General features: G+C 42.6%; 14 protein-coding genes. 11 read left to right on the forward strand and 3 right to left on the reverse strand.

Annotated features, from left to right (window positions below; genetic code table 11):
* Positions 1–87 precede the first annotated feature (87 nt).
* The 6 genes from E4663_RS06065 (at position 88) to nth (ending at position 4,710) form a co-directional block, all read left to right on the forward strand.
* Positions 88–258 carry a YpmA family protein gene (locus E4663_RS06065; protein WP_079479985.1) on the forward strand — a complete coding sequence of 57 codons (171 nt, stop codon included), beginning with the start codon at positions 88–90 and terminating at the stop codon, positions 256–258.
* The gene (locus E4663_RS06070) at positions 218–748 is read left to right on the forward strand and encodes a cell wall elongation regulator TseB-like domain-containing protein (RefSeq protein WP_241657119.1); all 531 of its coding nucleotides are present in this window, start codon (positions 218–220) and stop codon (positions 746–748) included. The genes E4663_RS06065 and E4663_RS06070 overlap by 41 nt, the downstream gene beginning before the upstream one ends.
* A 13-nt stretch (positions 749–761) precedes the next feature.
* Positions 762–1,946 (forward strand): pyridoxal phosphate-dependent aminotransferase, encoded by a 1,185-nt coding sequence (locus E4663_RS06075; protein ID WP_135326956.1) that lies wholly within the window; start codon positions 762–764, stop codon positions 1,944–1,946.
* 24 nt (positions 1,947–1,970) lie between these two features.
* On the forward strand, positions 1,971–3,263 hold the full coding sequence (asnS, locus tag E4663_RS06080; protein WP_079479987.1) for an asparagine--tRNA ligase: 1,293 nt from the start codon (positions 1,971–1,973) through the stop codon (positions 3,261–3,263).
* 91 nt (positions 3,264–3,354) lie between these two features.
* Positions 3,355–4,035, forward strand: coding sequence for a DnaD domain-containing protein (locus E4663_RS06085; RefSeq protein WP_135326957.1), 681 nt, complete (start codon positions 3,355–3,357; stop codon positions 4,033–4,035).
* Positions 4,036–4,050: 15 nt separating this feature from the next.
* Complete coding sequence (nth, locus tag E4663_RS06090) at positions 4,051–4,710, forward strand: endonuclease III (RefSeq protein WP_135326958.1); 660 nt, start codon at positions 4,051–4,053, stop codon at positions 4,708–4,710.
* A gap of 41 nt (positions 4,711–4,751) precedes the next feature.
* On the opposite strand, the gene E4663_RS06095 is transcribed toward nth, so the two are convergent.
* Entirely contained in the window at positions 4,752–7,364 is a 2,613-nt protein-coding gene (locus E4663_RS06095) for a penicillin-binding protein 1A (protein ID WP_135326959.1), read from the reverse strand.
* A 16-nt stretch (positions 7,365–7,380) separates the two neighbouring features.
* The gene (gene recU, locus E4663_RS06100; protein ID WP_079479991.1) at positions 7,381–7,971 is read right to left on the reverse strand and encodes a Holliday junction resolvase RecU; all 591 of its coding nucleotides are present in this window, start codon (positions 7,969–7,971) and stop codon (positions 7,381–7,383) included.
* A gap of 435 nt (positions 7,972–8,406) precedes the next feature.
* On the opposite strand from recU, the gene E4663_RS06105 reads away from it, so the two are divergent.
* Both E4663_RS06105 and E4663_RS06110 read left to right on the forward strand, forming a co-directional pair.
* On the forward strand, positions 8,407–8,664 hold the full coding sequence (locus E4663_RS06105) for a hypothetical protein (RefSeq protein ID WP_135326960.1): 258 nt from the start codon (positions 8,407–8,409) through the stop codon (positions 8,662–8,664).
* Between the two features lie 55 nt (positions 8,665–8,719).
* Positions 8,720–9,085, forward strand: a complete 366-nt coding sequence (locus E4663_RS06110) for a DUF1798 family protein (protein ID WP_135326961.1) — start codon at positions 8,720–8,722, stop codon at positions 9,083–9,085.
* Between the two features lie 34 nt (positions 9,086–9,119).
* Here the strand turns inward: E4663_RS06110 and E4663_RS06115 are convergent, their stop codons facing one another.
* Entirely contained in the window at positions 9,120–12,188 is a 3,069-nt protein-coding gene (locus E4663_RS06115) for an efflux RND transporter permease subunit (protein ID WP_135326962.1), read from the reverse strand.
* 173 nt (positions 12,189–12,361) lie between these two features.
* Between E4663_RS06115 and E4663_RS06120 the strand changes: the two genes are divergently transcribed.
* The 3 genes from E4663_RS06120 (at position 12,362) to E4663_RS06130 (ending at position 14,005) form a co-directional block, all read left to right on the forward strand.
* Positions 12,362–12,769, forward strand: a complete 408-nt coding sequence (locus E4663_RS06120; protein ID WP_079479995.1) for a cytidine deaminase — start codon at positions 12,362–12,364, stop codon at positions 12,767–12,769.
* Positions 12,770–12,913: 144 nt separating this feature from the next.
* Positions 12,914–13,369: a CotD family spore coat protein gene (locus E4663_RS06125; protein ID WP_135326963.1), complete on the forward strand. Its 456-nt coding sequence runs from the start codon at positions 12,914–12,916 to the stop codon at positions 13,367–13,369.
* Between the two features lie 69 nt (positions 13,370–13,438).
* A complete protein-coding gene (locus tag E4663_RS06130) occupies positions 13,439–14,005 on the forward strand; it encodes an SLOG family protein (RefSeq protein WP_079479997.1) in 567 nt (188 codons plus the stop codon).
* Positions 14,006–14,058 lie beyond the last annotated feature (53 nt).

The following is a 14,058-nucleotide window of genomic DNA, read 5'->3' on the forward strand; positions in this document are numbered from 1 at the left end:
TTTCTTTCTATAAACTTATGGGTGAGAAACTGTTATAATGTAGAGCGTAGCAATGAACTAATAGCGATTGTTTTGGGGGGAACGGACATGACAAATAAGCTTGAAACATTATCAACTGTCCGCATACAAAAATCAGATGACTTATACAAGGTAGTGGATACATTGAACCGCACGTTAAAAGATCAAAATCTAATGTTTGGAATGTCGTTAGATGAAGATGACGATGAAACAGCAGTCTTCACGATTTACCGTACCTGATTGGTTAAAATGGCCGATCATCGTGTTGTTGATTTTGTTTTTCATTACGGCTGTAATGGGTGTTTGGCTTTATAGCGATGCTCAAAATGATAAAAACAGCCAAGATCAAGAAGCAAGGACTTTAGCCATTCAGAACACTGCCCTTTCCACTGTTCAGAACGTCACCGTTTACCATGGTGAAGAAACGGTACATATCGTAGAAGGAACTGAGGAGAATGGAAGTGAAGGATTAGCTTTTGTACAAGCCGATCAGCAATCAGTCTTAGAATATGTAAAGGCTAAAGACGTCCTGTCCATGGACGGCATGAAAAGTCAGTGGAGAAGTTCGTGTGAAAGCTGTAACTTCAAAAAGGTTCAGTATGCCTTTGAAGAGGGAGAGCCGGTTTTTGAATTGACATACATCGATGAACAGAATCGATATGTGTTTGATTACTTCACGTTGACTGGTGAATCGTTTGATCAACGATTCGCTTTTAAACAGAATAATTAGAGGAGTGACGGATATGGAATTAGCAAAGCGCGTACAATCTCTAACCCCATCAAGTACACTTGCGATAACAGCGAAAGCCAAAGCGCTCAAAGCAGAAGGACATGACGTAATTGGTCTTGGAGCAGGAGAGCCGGACTTTAACACTCCGGAATACATTCTTGATGCAGCAAAGCGTGCAATGGATGAAGGACTTACTAAATATACGCCTGCTGGTGGAATACCCGAACTTAAAAATGCCATTGTAACCAAGTTGAACCGGGATCAGGAATTGACGTACACGAATGAACAAATTATCGTAACGACAGGCGCTAAGCATGCGCTCTTCACCTTATTTCAAGTACTCTTGAATAAGGATGATGAAGTCATCGTACCTGCTCCGTATTGGGTGAGCTACCCTGAACAGATCAAGCTTGCAGAAGGTAAACCTGTGATAGTCCAAGCGGAAGAAGCGAATCGCTTTAAAGTGACACCAGAACAGTTGGAAAGTGCAATTACGGAAAAGACGAAGGCCGTTATCATCAACTCACCTAGTAACCCGACTGGCATGATGTATTCCAAGGAAGAGCTTGCGGCTATCGGTGAAGTTTGTGAGAAGCATGACCTTCTCATCATTTCAGATGAGATTTATGAGAAGCTTATCTATACAGATGAGCCGCACGTTTCTATTGCACAGCTATCTGACCGACTTTACGACCGGACTGTCATCATCAACGGAGTTTCGAAATCACACTCTATGACAGGATGGCGAATCGGTTTTGCTGCTGGCCACAAAGACATTATAAAAGCAATGTCTAACATGGCCTCTCATTCGACATCAAATCCGACTAGCATTGCGCAGTACGCTGCACTTGCTGCTTATACTGGGGATGAAAAAGCGGTAGAAGAGATGCGGAAAGCATTTTCTGAAAGATTAGATGCTCTCCATGGTTGGTTGACCTCTATTCCGGGAGTCGAATGTGAAAAACCGTCTGGGGCTTTCTATTTGTTCCCTAACGTCATGAATACGGCAAAAGCTTGTGGATTCGAAGATGTGGATAGCTGGGTGAAGGCATTACTTGATGAAGAAAAAGTCGCGCTTGTTCCCGGTTCAGGGTTCGGCTCACCGGAAAACGTCCGTTTGTCCTATGCCACATCACTAGAGCAATTGGAAGAAGCGGCATCTAGAATAAAACAATTTGTACTAAAATATCAATCTTAAATTGTCATTGTTGGAGGTATTATTGTGAAAACAACGATTGCTGAAGTAGCAAAACATGTAGGAGAAGAAGTCACAATTGGAGCGTGGCTTGCCAATAAACGGTCAAGTGGAAAGATTGCGTTCTTGCAATTGCGCGATGGAACTGGATTTATGCAAGGGATTGTCGTCAAAGCGGATATTGGTGAGGATAAATTCCAAGAGGCCAAAGCACTGACTCAGGAATCTTCTTTGTATGTAACCGGTAAAATTGTAGAAGATACCCGTTCTCCACTTGGTTTCGAGATGCAAGTGACGGATTTCGAACTGATTCACGAAGCTGTTGATTACCCGATCACACCAAAAGAGCATGGAACAGAGTTCTTGATGGACCACCGCCACTTATGGCTTCGTTCAAGCCGTCAACACGCTGTTATGAAAGTTCGTAATGAAATCATCCGTGCAACTTACGAATTTTTCAACGATAAAGGTTATGTAAAGGTCGACCCACCAATCTTAACAGGGTCTTCTGCAGAAGGTACTACAGAACTCTTCCATACAAAATATTTTGATGAAGATGCTTATCTTTCTCAAAGTGGTCAACTGTACATGGAAGCAGCGGCTATGGCATTCGGCAAAGTGTTCAGTTTCGGTCCGACCTTCCGTGCTGAGAAATCTAAGACTCGCAGGCACTTAATTGAGTTCTGGATGATTGAACCAGAGATGGCATTTATGAATCACGAGGAAAGCCTGGAAGTGCAAGAGCAGTACGTCTCTCATGTCGTGCAGTCTGTTCTAGAGAATTGCAAAATCGAACTGGATACACTTGGACGTGACACGGACCAGCTCGCTAAAATTCAAGCACCATTCCCACGTATCAGTTACGATGATGCCATTCAACTTTTAAAAGACAAAGGTTTTGATGACATAGAGTGGGGAGAAGACTTTGGAGCTCCTCATGAAACAGCTATCGCAGAAGCTTACGACAAACCGGTCTTCATTACGAACTACCCAGCTGAGATCAAGGCATTCTACATGAAACCAGACCCAGAGCGTCCTGAAGTCGTACTTTGTGCGGACTTGATTGCACCAGAGGGATATGGAGAAATTATTGGTGGTTCTCAGCGAATCGACGATCTAGAGTTGATGAAACAGCGTTATGAAGAACACGATTTAACTGGCGATGCTTATAAATGGTATTTGCAGCTTCGTGAGTATGGTAGTGTTCCACACTCAGGTTTCGGACTTGGTCTAGAACGAACAGTCGCTTGGATTTCAGGTGTAGAACACGTTCGTGAAACGATTCCATTCCCACGCCTGCTTAATCGCCTTTACCCTTAATGCGCGGAGATCAAAGAGCACCGGTGTTTCGTCGCTTGACGTCATCGGTGCTTTTCTCTGTGCAACATCACGAGAAACGAGGTGAAACAACATGGCTAAATTTCAAAGCTTTCAACAGATGATGGACAAACAACTAACTGTTCCGAGCCAATTGTTGACGAACTATGTATCACTAGGTATACAGGAACAGGAGCTCGTGGTCTTATTGCAACTTCACAGATTCCGTTGGGAAGGTAATGCCTTTCCAACCCCTGAACAATTGGCGGGAAATGTAACGATGTCTAGTCAGGAATGCTCACAAATTTTAAGAAGACTCATTCAGAAACACTTCCTAACGATCGAACAAGAAAAGAATGAACGTCAGATTATAAATGAAACGTACTCTTTGGAACCATTGTGGGAAAAATTATTCGAGGAAAAAACGGTTCGACAAGACACGAACTATGATGAAAACATCTTTCCCTTATTCGAAAAAGAATTCGGACGTCCTTTGTCACCATTTGAAATTGAAACGGTCAGCATTTGGCTTGATGAAGATGAACAATCCCCTGCCTTGATTAAAGCGGCCCTGCGTGAAGCAGTGCTAATGGGTAAGTTGAACTTCAAGTATATCGATCGCATTTTGAGAGAATGGTCCAAAAAAGGTGTTCGAACGGTAGAGCAGGCTCGTGAGCATGGTAAACAGTTCAGGCAAGGTTCTCAAATGAAGAAGACATCGTCAGAGGGTAAGAGGGATGTTTCCTTGTACTACAACTGGTTGGAGGAAGAATAATCTAGGGGGAGTTCTATGTTAAACAGAAAACAAATCGACTATTGCCTTGATGTATTCGAAGAAATGTTTCCAGAAGCAGAATGTGAACTGAATCATAGAAACCCTTTCGAGCTTCTTGTTGCAGTTGTGTTATCCGCTCAAGCAACAGATGCACTTGTAAATAAGGTGACACCTGATTTATTCGCAAAGTATAAGACCCCTCAGGATTATGTTTCCGTACCTTTAGAAGAACTGCAGCAAGACATCAAGAGAATCGGATTGTACCGAAACAAAGCAAAGAACATTCAAAAACTATCCCAGACTCTTCTCGATCAATTTGATGGTCAAGTACCACAAACGAAAATGGAATTAGAGAGTCTTGCAGGGGTAGGGAGAAAAACAGCTAACGTAGTTGCTTCGGTAGCTTTTGATGAACCTGCCATAGCTGTTGATACCCACGTCGAGAGGGTATCCAAGCGATTAGGCATTTGCAGGTGGAAGGATTCTGTTTTGGAGGTAGAAAAGACTTTAATGCGTAAAGTCCCCGTAGATCTGTGGAGTGTAACCCACCACCGCATGATTTTCTTCGGGCGCTATCATTGTAAAGCGCAGCGTCCCAACTGTGAGGAGTGCAAGCTTCTCGAACTATGCAGAGAAGGGCAGAAACGGATGAAAAAAAGAGAAAAGGAAAAATAAAAAACGTACGATCAGGGTGATTGCCTGATCGTACGTTTTTTTTATGCGGCTGGTTCCTCTTCGGTATCAGGTGGTGTATCCTGATTGTCTCCGGTATCGGAACCGGAATCACCAGTTCCGCCTGAGTTGTTATTTCCATCACCGCTGTCATTTTGGTCTTGATTTTGGTCGGTATTTTCACCATTGTTCGGATCCTGTTCTGGATTGTTGTTTTCGTCGTTGTTAGGATCCTCAGTTTGGTCATTGTTCTCGTCTGTATTTTCGTCATCTTGATTATTATCTTGATTCTCATCATTGTTCTGGTCTTCGTCTTCTTCTTCCTCTTGATCTAGAGACGGAGTTTGTACTTGAACACTTGATGGATCACTGTCTTGCGCATCCTGCCCAGAACTGATGGCTGTTACGCTAAATGAATAGTTAGAATCTGATTCAATATTTGAGATGTTGAGACTCGTTTCATTTGTTGAAGTCAGTTCACTAGGCTGACCACCGTTGACGGATACATCTACTCGGAAGGTAACACCATCTGTCTCACCGTAAGACCAACTAAGATCGATGGATTGTGTGTCCTCGTTGTAGGTACCAGTCAAGCCTTGGACAGGGTCCAGTTTCTGATACACTTGTGAAACTTTAGAAGGTTGGTTGTCGACATGGAATAACTCCGTCACGATTCGACTGCCAGGTGTGAAATCACTAGGAAGCTTCGCTGGACGGGAACCTTCTTCTACATCGACCCATACAACAGAGTCAGGTTTCGAAAAGTCAGCTGTATCTACGTCAGATGACAATTCCGTCATCAACGGCTTAAAGATCTGCTTCGGTACATCCTTTGCGGCAGATGATAATCCTTTATCATTGTCTTGATAGCCACTCCAAACGGAAATGGAATAATTGGTTGTGTATCCGTTAAACCAGGAGTCAGGTGCAATGTCTCCGTTGTCTGTCGGACGGTTCGTCGTACCTGTTTTTCCTGCTTCGGGTAAGCCAGAAATGTTTGCTGCACGACCCGATCCTTCAGACATCGTCGTTTGAAGCATATTGGAGATCATATAAGCAGTATATTCGCTCATCGCTGCTTTCGGTTTCGGTTTCATATCAATGGTTTCTTGACCTGGAACCTCTACTTTCCTAACGGTGTAAGGTTCATTATATACCCCTTTGTTACCGAATGCCGCATATGCTCCAGACATTTGGATAGGGTTAACAGTTGCGCTTCCTCCACCAATCGCTTCAATAGGGTAAATCTGGTCTTCTGGAAACTCGATACCTAGACCTTCCGCAAACTCTTTAGCACGATCTGTTCCCACTTCTTCAATGGTTTTCATCGCCGGAATGTTCAAGGATCGGCTCAGTGCATAACGTGCAGAAACCCAGCCTCTGTAACGGTTGTCGAAGTTACTAATTTCTTTCCCGTTCACTTCGTATGGTTCATCTAAAATTTGGTGATAGGTAGACATCTTTTCATGCTCAATTGCGGGACCGTATGCGAGTAAAGGTTTCATAGTAGAGCCGCCTTGACGACTCAGTTGAGCTGCATAGTTAAAATTCCCGTTCTGATAGTTACGGTTACCACCGATTGCACGGATAGCGCCCGTTTTCGTGTCTGTTACGGCAACACCCGCATTTAGTTCCTCGTCCGGCCAGCTAACCGGTCCGTTACCGCTCAAAATATTCTCGACAGATTCCTGAGCGTTCGGGTCGAGTGTCGTATAGATGTTCAAACCATCTTCATTAATGTTTGCACCATCTAGTTTCTCACGTACTTCTTGTTCAACAACGTCAATGAAGGCATCGTATGGAGATTTCTCTCTAGAATCGGAAGGTACGAGTAGGTCTTTTACATCCGTCTTCCTTGCTTCATCTGCTTCTGCTTGCGTGATTTTGTCGTGTTGAACCATTAAGCTAAGAACGGTTTCCATTCTCTTCTGGGCCGCCTCAGGGTGTTCATATGGATTATACCCGGAAGGTCTTTGTGGAAGCCCTGCAAGTAAGGCATTCTCAGCTAAAGTAAGTTCCTTTAAATCTTCTTTACCAAAATATGTGTCTGCTGCCTCGGCAATGCCGTATGCGCTCGCACCATAATATATTTTGTTCAAGTACATTTCTAGGATTTGTTCTTTCGAATATTGCTGATCCAATTTAATAGCAAGGTACTGTTCTTGTACTTTTCTTTCAAGCGTTTTATCGAATGATAGGAATGATTGCTTGATGACCTGCTGTGTGATTGTACTTGCTCCCTCAGCACCGAAACCTTGCGTGACGTTCGCCCATACGGCTGCTAAGATTCTTCTGAAGTCAATTCCAATATGGTCGAAAAAGCGGGAGTCCTCTGTTGCAATTACTGCATCAACAGTGGCTTGCGGCAGATCGTTGTACGTTACTTTCGTACGGGTTTCCACTCCGGCTAAATCAGCGATCAAGTTGTCGTTCTTATCATAAACTTTCGATGAGTAGGGAACGGATAATTGCTCTTCATTAAGCTCAGGTGCAGTAAAGGCATAATAGGCAAATAATGATCCGCCCCCGATCAAGGCGAGAATTCCTAAGATGAAAATCGTCATCAAAAACTTTCTAAATCGTGGTTTTCGCTTTCCTTTTTTCGTTTGCTTCAGCTGTTTTTTTCTAGCTGATCTAGATTGGCTTTCATTGGCCATTGTTGCTTCCTCCATTTCAGAAATAGAGCTTATCTAATGCTTTTGCATAATCGACTCGAGCTTGGAAGTGGAAAGGGACAAGGATGCCTTCCTCGTGAACTACCTGGTAAGGAATAGATTTCCTTCCACCTTTAAATTGACCATCCCAGTATTCGAATACACAATGGGCAGGCAGAACGTACACCTCGTCGTGAGGGGTGAACTTTACAATTAGGAAAGCTATGCCTCCGTGCTCTATGATTGCCTTCATGTGGTCAATTTGGTGTTGATGGATGTTGCTCAGTGGGAAAGAGGTTTTATTTTTCGTTTCCTTCGCCTCGAAGTCAATGTACTTACCTTGATAAACTCCATTAAAGTCAGTGGTTGACGCCTGTTTGAAGTACGCTTCTTTGATTACAGCTGCACTTCGTTTTGGATAATCCACTTGGACAATTTGAACGGGTGTTGGCTTCTTGTGAACAACAGCAATACCTGCTTCTAGGTAAAACTGGTTCGTCGCGGAAATGTCTTCTTCCAAAGTCATCCCACGGTTACTGAAGTCAGGTTTGTTTTTTTGCGGTGTTCTTGTCTTTTGTTGTGTCTTCCGTTTGCCGTTTGGGTAGTTCAATGGATACTCCCTCCCTGATTCCATGAGAGTATCATATCAAAAAAATGAAGCCAAGCCTATTAAAACCATCAAGATATTAGACGTTTGAGGGTTTAAAAGGTTTCAACAAATATTTGGGTAGGCACTCCAATTATTTTTTTCGACAACTCATGATCGTTTAAGGGGGGATATATATAAAAAACTGCTGCTATGAGCACATAGCAGCAGTACGACGTTAAGTTGCCGGACGATCTTCACCAGCAAGTTTCGGGTTATCTGTTTTAGCCGGAGTCGGCTGTTTTTTCTTCGGTTGCTTTTTCTTTGGCATATTATAGTCTCCCTTTCCGGAGTTTTATGGCTTGTTTTGTTGCTTTACTTCTAGTCTTGTCAGAAGCAAAGGAGTTATACAAAACAGGGCGAAATATAGCAATACCAATAAAAGGGGGAGATGGACGTATGAAGAATCGTTCCGTTGCTCAAAATGAGTTTGAAGCAGAGTTAGTCCGATTAAAAGAGAAATTCTCACTACTTGAACGTCGGCTGTCTTTAAAAGCGGATGAAGTTGTCCACACCATGGCGGTTTCTCACCGAAGAGAAATTGATGGGCTCAAAGATGAAGTGTTCCGACTGAGAGAAGAGCTGAAAAAGGTACGCAAAGAACAGAAACGGAACTTCACTGGTGGGGTCATCAAAAGACAGCGTCGTGTAGTTTGAATAATTGAATGACGATTGTAAATCGTGCTATGGTAAGAAGAAAAAGGTGAGATACATGGAATTACAGCGGGAGACAGAGCAACTCAAACAAATCATTGAAGAGCGCCACAAACTTTTTATAAATAGCGAAGGCCCTGTAGACAAAACAGACCGCGAATTATTCGAGCGGGTAAAAGAAGAGACAAAGCCCATGTTCGATCTCAATAATTCGTGGTTGGAAAATGCCGAGGTCTTTGTGAAAAACCGGCACACAAGTGTGCACCCTAATCAAGTGAAGTCCACGCATGAGAATATAGAAATGATCATCTTACACAGTTATTATTTAGACGTTCACCGCAAGCGATTTAAAGAATTGTACCAATCGGTTCACTACGTACTAGATATGATCTTAGATGACATAAACAAGAATCAGGAAGTATAAAAGAAGCCAGAGCAACTATGCTCTGGCTTCTTTTTTATGCTTTTAATCTTCCTGTGAACTTGGCGATGATCAAATAAAATGTTGGAACAAGTAGTAATGTCAGCACAGTCGAGAATACAAGTCCTGACACAATAGATATCGCAAGTGGCTTGAACAGTACATCTCCAGTAAAGATAATCGGTGTCAAAGCGGCCACAGAAGTCAGGGACGTAAGCACAATCGGACGAATCCGCGCTCGACCTGCTTCAATGACGGCTTCAACCGTCGATCCATACTCTCCGAGGTTCTGTTCGATAAACTCGACTAAAATGACGGAGTTTCTTACTACAATTCCCGATAAGGAAACAATTCCCAGTGTAGCAAGGAAGCTTAATGGCTCTCCTGATACAAACAGTCCTACGATCGCTCCAGTAATGGCCAGGAATACGGTTCCTGTTATGAGAAGCGGCATAAGCAGAGAATTGAACTGAACTGCGATAGTCAGATAGATCAAGAACAACACGATAACGAACAGCTTGGAAACTTCTATGAAGAATTCTGTCTGAGCGTCAGTCTGACCACTCTCGACAACAGTGTATCCTTCAGGCAGCTCTTCTTTGAAGGAATCAATCAAATCGGTTGCTTCTGATGTGAAATCTTGACTTTCACCTTCTTTAGGATAAGCGTTCACTGTAATGGTACGCTCTCCGTCGAGGTGAGGAATAGCGCCAATTTGTTCTTTTTCTTCTGTTGTAATAACTTCATCTAAACTAAATGTGCTAGGAGGCTGGTTCGGTGCTCCTTGTGCATTAGGGGAGACAACTTGCAACTCCTCCAAGTTTACACCGTTTTCTTCTCCATCATCCAATAGCACATTAATAGGTAAGCGTTCTACTCCATTATCAAACGTGCCTAAAGGAATGCCAGTATTCGCAATTTGTAATTGTGAAGTTACCGTATCGATTGGAATATTGTTTTCGGCTAACAAATCGCGGTCTGGATTGTATTGTAGGAACGGTTGCGTTGTAGCATTTAAAGTTACGATCTCTGTTGGTGATAAACTTTCTAATTGTTCTTTTAACTGATTTGCCTCAGAAACTAAAGGTTCAAGCTCAGGTCCTTGAATCTGCACTTGAACCGGAGGAGAAGGCGGTGGACCAGAAACGATTGTTTCAAGGAAGATCTCAGCATCACTGAACTCTTCACGTAACGGCGCTTCCCATTTATTCATGAAGTCAGTAGCGCTAGTCTCTTCTCGATTCACTCTTACTAATACTTGGCCCGTGTTCTCTCCGGAACGCGTTAGACCAGAGCTGAATATGTTCGGTAGTCCTGAGCCTGTGTATATTGTTGATTCAGTAATGTTATCTTCTTGGTCTGTTAGAAATTGCTGAATGTCTTGGAGGTTATTATCAGTTTCCTCTATTGGCGTACCCTGTGGATACTCTACAGAAATCGTCACTTCCTGACGATCAGCGGCAGGGAAAAATTCAAATGGTATCCTAATCGCGAGTGTAGCCAGCAACAGGCAAAGTACTAAACCTATAATGGAAGTCGTCCATGGTCGCTTGGTTGTCTTTGGAAGTATTCGATTTGCGTATAGTCTCTCCATTCCATTGAATGCCCCACCTAAGAGACCTTCTTTAGCACGTGACTTCTGCTTGCTTCGTTTCTTTCGTGCGTATTGAACTGTCGGTATCAACGTCAAAGAAATGATAGTTGATGCAACGATGGTAAATATCAACACAGAAGGTAGGGCACGTATAAAGTCTCCATTTGTCCCAGAGAGGAACGTAAGAGGAAGGAAGCTGAAAATAATCATAAGGGTCGATGTAATAATCGATTTTGCTACCTCTTTTACTCCTCGAATGGTTCCCTCTAGCGGACCATCTCCTAATTGGAACCTTCGTTGGATATTATCATTTACCACGATGGCATCATCCACTAGAATCCCGATTGCAATGATCATGCCAATTACCGATATCTGGTTCAAGTCTACGCCTGCATAGGGTAGAGGGATTAGTCCGATAATGATGGATATTGGAATGGCTAGAGCGACCAATATGGCTGATGACAATGGTAACCCGAGCACCATGATGACGATAACGGCCAAGAAGCTGATTCCTAATGAAGTGATGAGATTAGTGAACACTTCTTCGATAATGGTACTTTGAGTGTAGAAACGATCAACAGTAATCCCCTCAGGTAAATCTCCTTTCAAATCATCAATTTTAGATGTGAGATCCTCTTGAAGAGTGGAGATGTTCACACCTTCTTTGGCGAATACAGTCAACGAGAGAGCAGCTTTTCCTTTGTAAGTGATCAAGTCTTCGACAGGTTTATTATCAACCTTAATTTCTCCTACATCTTCGAGCGTAATGACATCTCCTTCATTCGTCGTCCCAACAGCTAATGTCGAGAGCTCTTCGATATCAGAGTATTTATTGAAAATAAGTTGATAAATCGTGTTGTCCTGTTGTTCACTTCCGATGGCAGATGGTGCGATCTCTTTCTGGATCGTAGAAATGATGGAGAACGGAGCTAATTGGTTTTCATTTAAGGCTTCGTTGTCCAGTGATACAGTTACTTGTTGTTCAGGCAGTCCTTTGACAAGAATGGATTCAACCCCTGACAGACTCGTTATAGAGTCTCTCCAAGTTTCCACCTCATCTCTTAGTTGATTCAACTGCTTCCTGTCATCTGCAAGTAAGTGGTATAGTGCAACAGAAGAGGTTGTTAAATCAGTTTGTACAGTGGGATCCTGTACTTCATCAGGGAACGAACGAGATGCATCCGAGACGATTTGCCGTATCTTCGAGTTGACGCTGTCTCGGTCAACTCCACCGTCCAATGTTGCGGTCAATGATCCGAATCCTGTTGTAGAAGCGGATGTGACGTCTGTGATCCCTTTCACATTCAATAATTGAGATTCTAGCGGGTTTGTCACAGTGCGTTCGACTTCCTGAGGTGTTGCACCAGGATAAACGGTTGATATTTGTGCAATATTTACATTGATTTCGGGAATTTCACGCTTAGGTAATTGTAAATAAGTAAAAATTCCGGTAAAAACAAGAAGAGCAATGAATACCCATACAATTTTCTTGAATTCCAATAGCTTTGACACATGTTTTCCTCCTTTATCTTTTAAGTTGAACTACACATAGTATAAGTATTTTTGACACGAGTGTCATTTATTTTGATTGCCGAATGTGCTACTCATCTGAAATTATGAAATCGCTTTACATGTTGCGGGATTTCTTATATAATGATTTTCCCAATTGAAAGGGAGGGAACGAGATGAAGCAACAAGATTTAATCCAAGAAGCAACAAAAATGAGAGAACGTGCCTATACACCTTATTCGAAGTTTCCAGTAGGCGCGGCTTTACTTACAGAGGATGGGTCGTTATACACAGGCTGTAATATAGAGAACGCTGCCTACCCTGTTACGTGTTGTGCAGAGCGTGTAGCGATATTTAAAGCAATCTCTGATGGGCATCATTCCTTTTCACAATTAGCGGTGGTGGCTGATACTAAACGTCCCGTGCCGCCGTGTGGATCATGTCGTCAGGTAATGAGCGAATTCTTTGGTCCAGATGTGATGATTCACACCTCTAATCTAGGTGGAGAAACAAAGTCACTTTCTATGGACGAGCTCCTACCATTTTCGTTTGCAGCATCTGATCTACCATCTGAAGAATCATGATTCGAATTCGTAGCACCCAGAGCTCAAGCTTTGTGTGCTGCTTTTTTTGAATAAAAAAGTACGATATTGATGATTTAGCCCAGTACGATGATGGTCTCCGTGACATACGCTGATAGAGAATAACAGCTAAGGAGTGAAACACGCATGCACCATTCAATGAAAGGTCAAATGTCACCAAATTGTCAGCGTCGTCCAATTGTCTGCCCGATGCAGCAATGTGTCATGGAAAATTGCTTTGTTGAAAATCAAGATTACATCCACCCAACACATGTGCTTGTTAAAAATAATCACTTACTAAACAACTTCCACTACTTCCCATATATGATGTCCGAACAGGATTTCTTCCAAACACAAGACTTCGCTTATCCACAAGGGTCTTCACCAGATTACGACTGGATGCAGTTTGCAAACCCTCAAGAGATGCAGCAAATGCCGATGCAAGGACAAATGCCGATGCAAGGTCAAATGCCAATGCAAGGACAAATGCCAATGCAGGGGCAAATGCCGATGCAGGGACAAATGCCAATGCAAGGTCAAATGCCAATGCAAGGTCAAATGCCGATGATGCCAATGATGCCTCAAGGCGGCATGATGGAATAAATAACAAGCCACAACTTGAGTTGTGGCTTTCTTCTATTTTTTATAGAATATAGTTTAGGAAGTGATTAAATGAAAACGATCGTTATAACGGGATATAAACCCATTGAGATGGGGATATTTAAACCAGATGATCCCAAAATAGAATTTGTAAAAGAAACAATCAAACGAAGAATTGCTGGATTATTGGATGGCGGACTTGAATGGGTATTGGTTTCTGGACAAATGGGAGTGGAAATGTGGGCCGCTCAAGTTGTTCTTGATTTAAGAGAAAATGGCTATGATATCAAACTTGGGGTTATTCCGCCGTTTCAGGATCAGGAGAAACGTTGGCCGGAGGACCTGCAAATGATGTATGAAGAACTTACCATGACTGCAGACTTCTTTAAACCTGTATTTAATAAAGAATATGAAGGGCCATATCAGTTCAAAGCTAAGGATCAGTTTCTTGTAGAACATTCCGATGGTTGTCTAGTGTTGTTTGATGAAGAGACAGATGGGAGCCCTAAATTCTTTTTGAATAAAGCGAAAGATCAAAAGGAGAAAGCGGACTATTCCATCCTTTACATAACGCCGATGGATCTCGATGAGACGGTAGAGGAGATGAGGATGTCTGATCCTGATTACTGGAGCCAATAACTGATCCACAAAGAAAATTGACAATTTAGGCATGTTTTGAAAAAATAGAGTTA

The sequence above is a fragment of the Halobacillus salinus genome, assembly GCF_004684905.1.
Lineage (GTDB): Bacteria > Bacillota > Bacilli > Bacillales > Halobacillaceae > Halobacillus > Halobacillus salinus.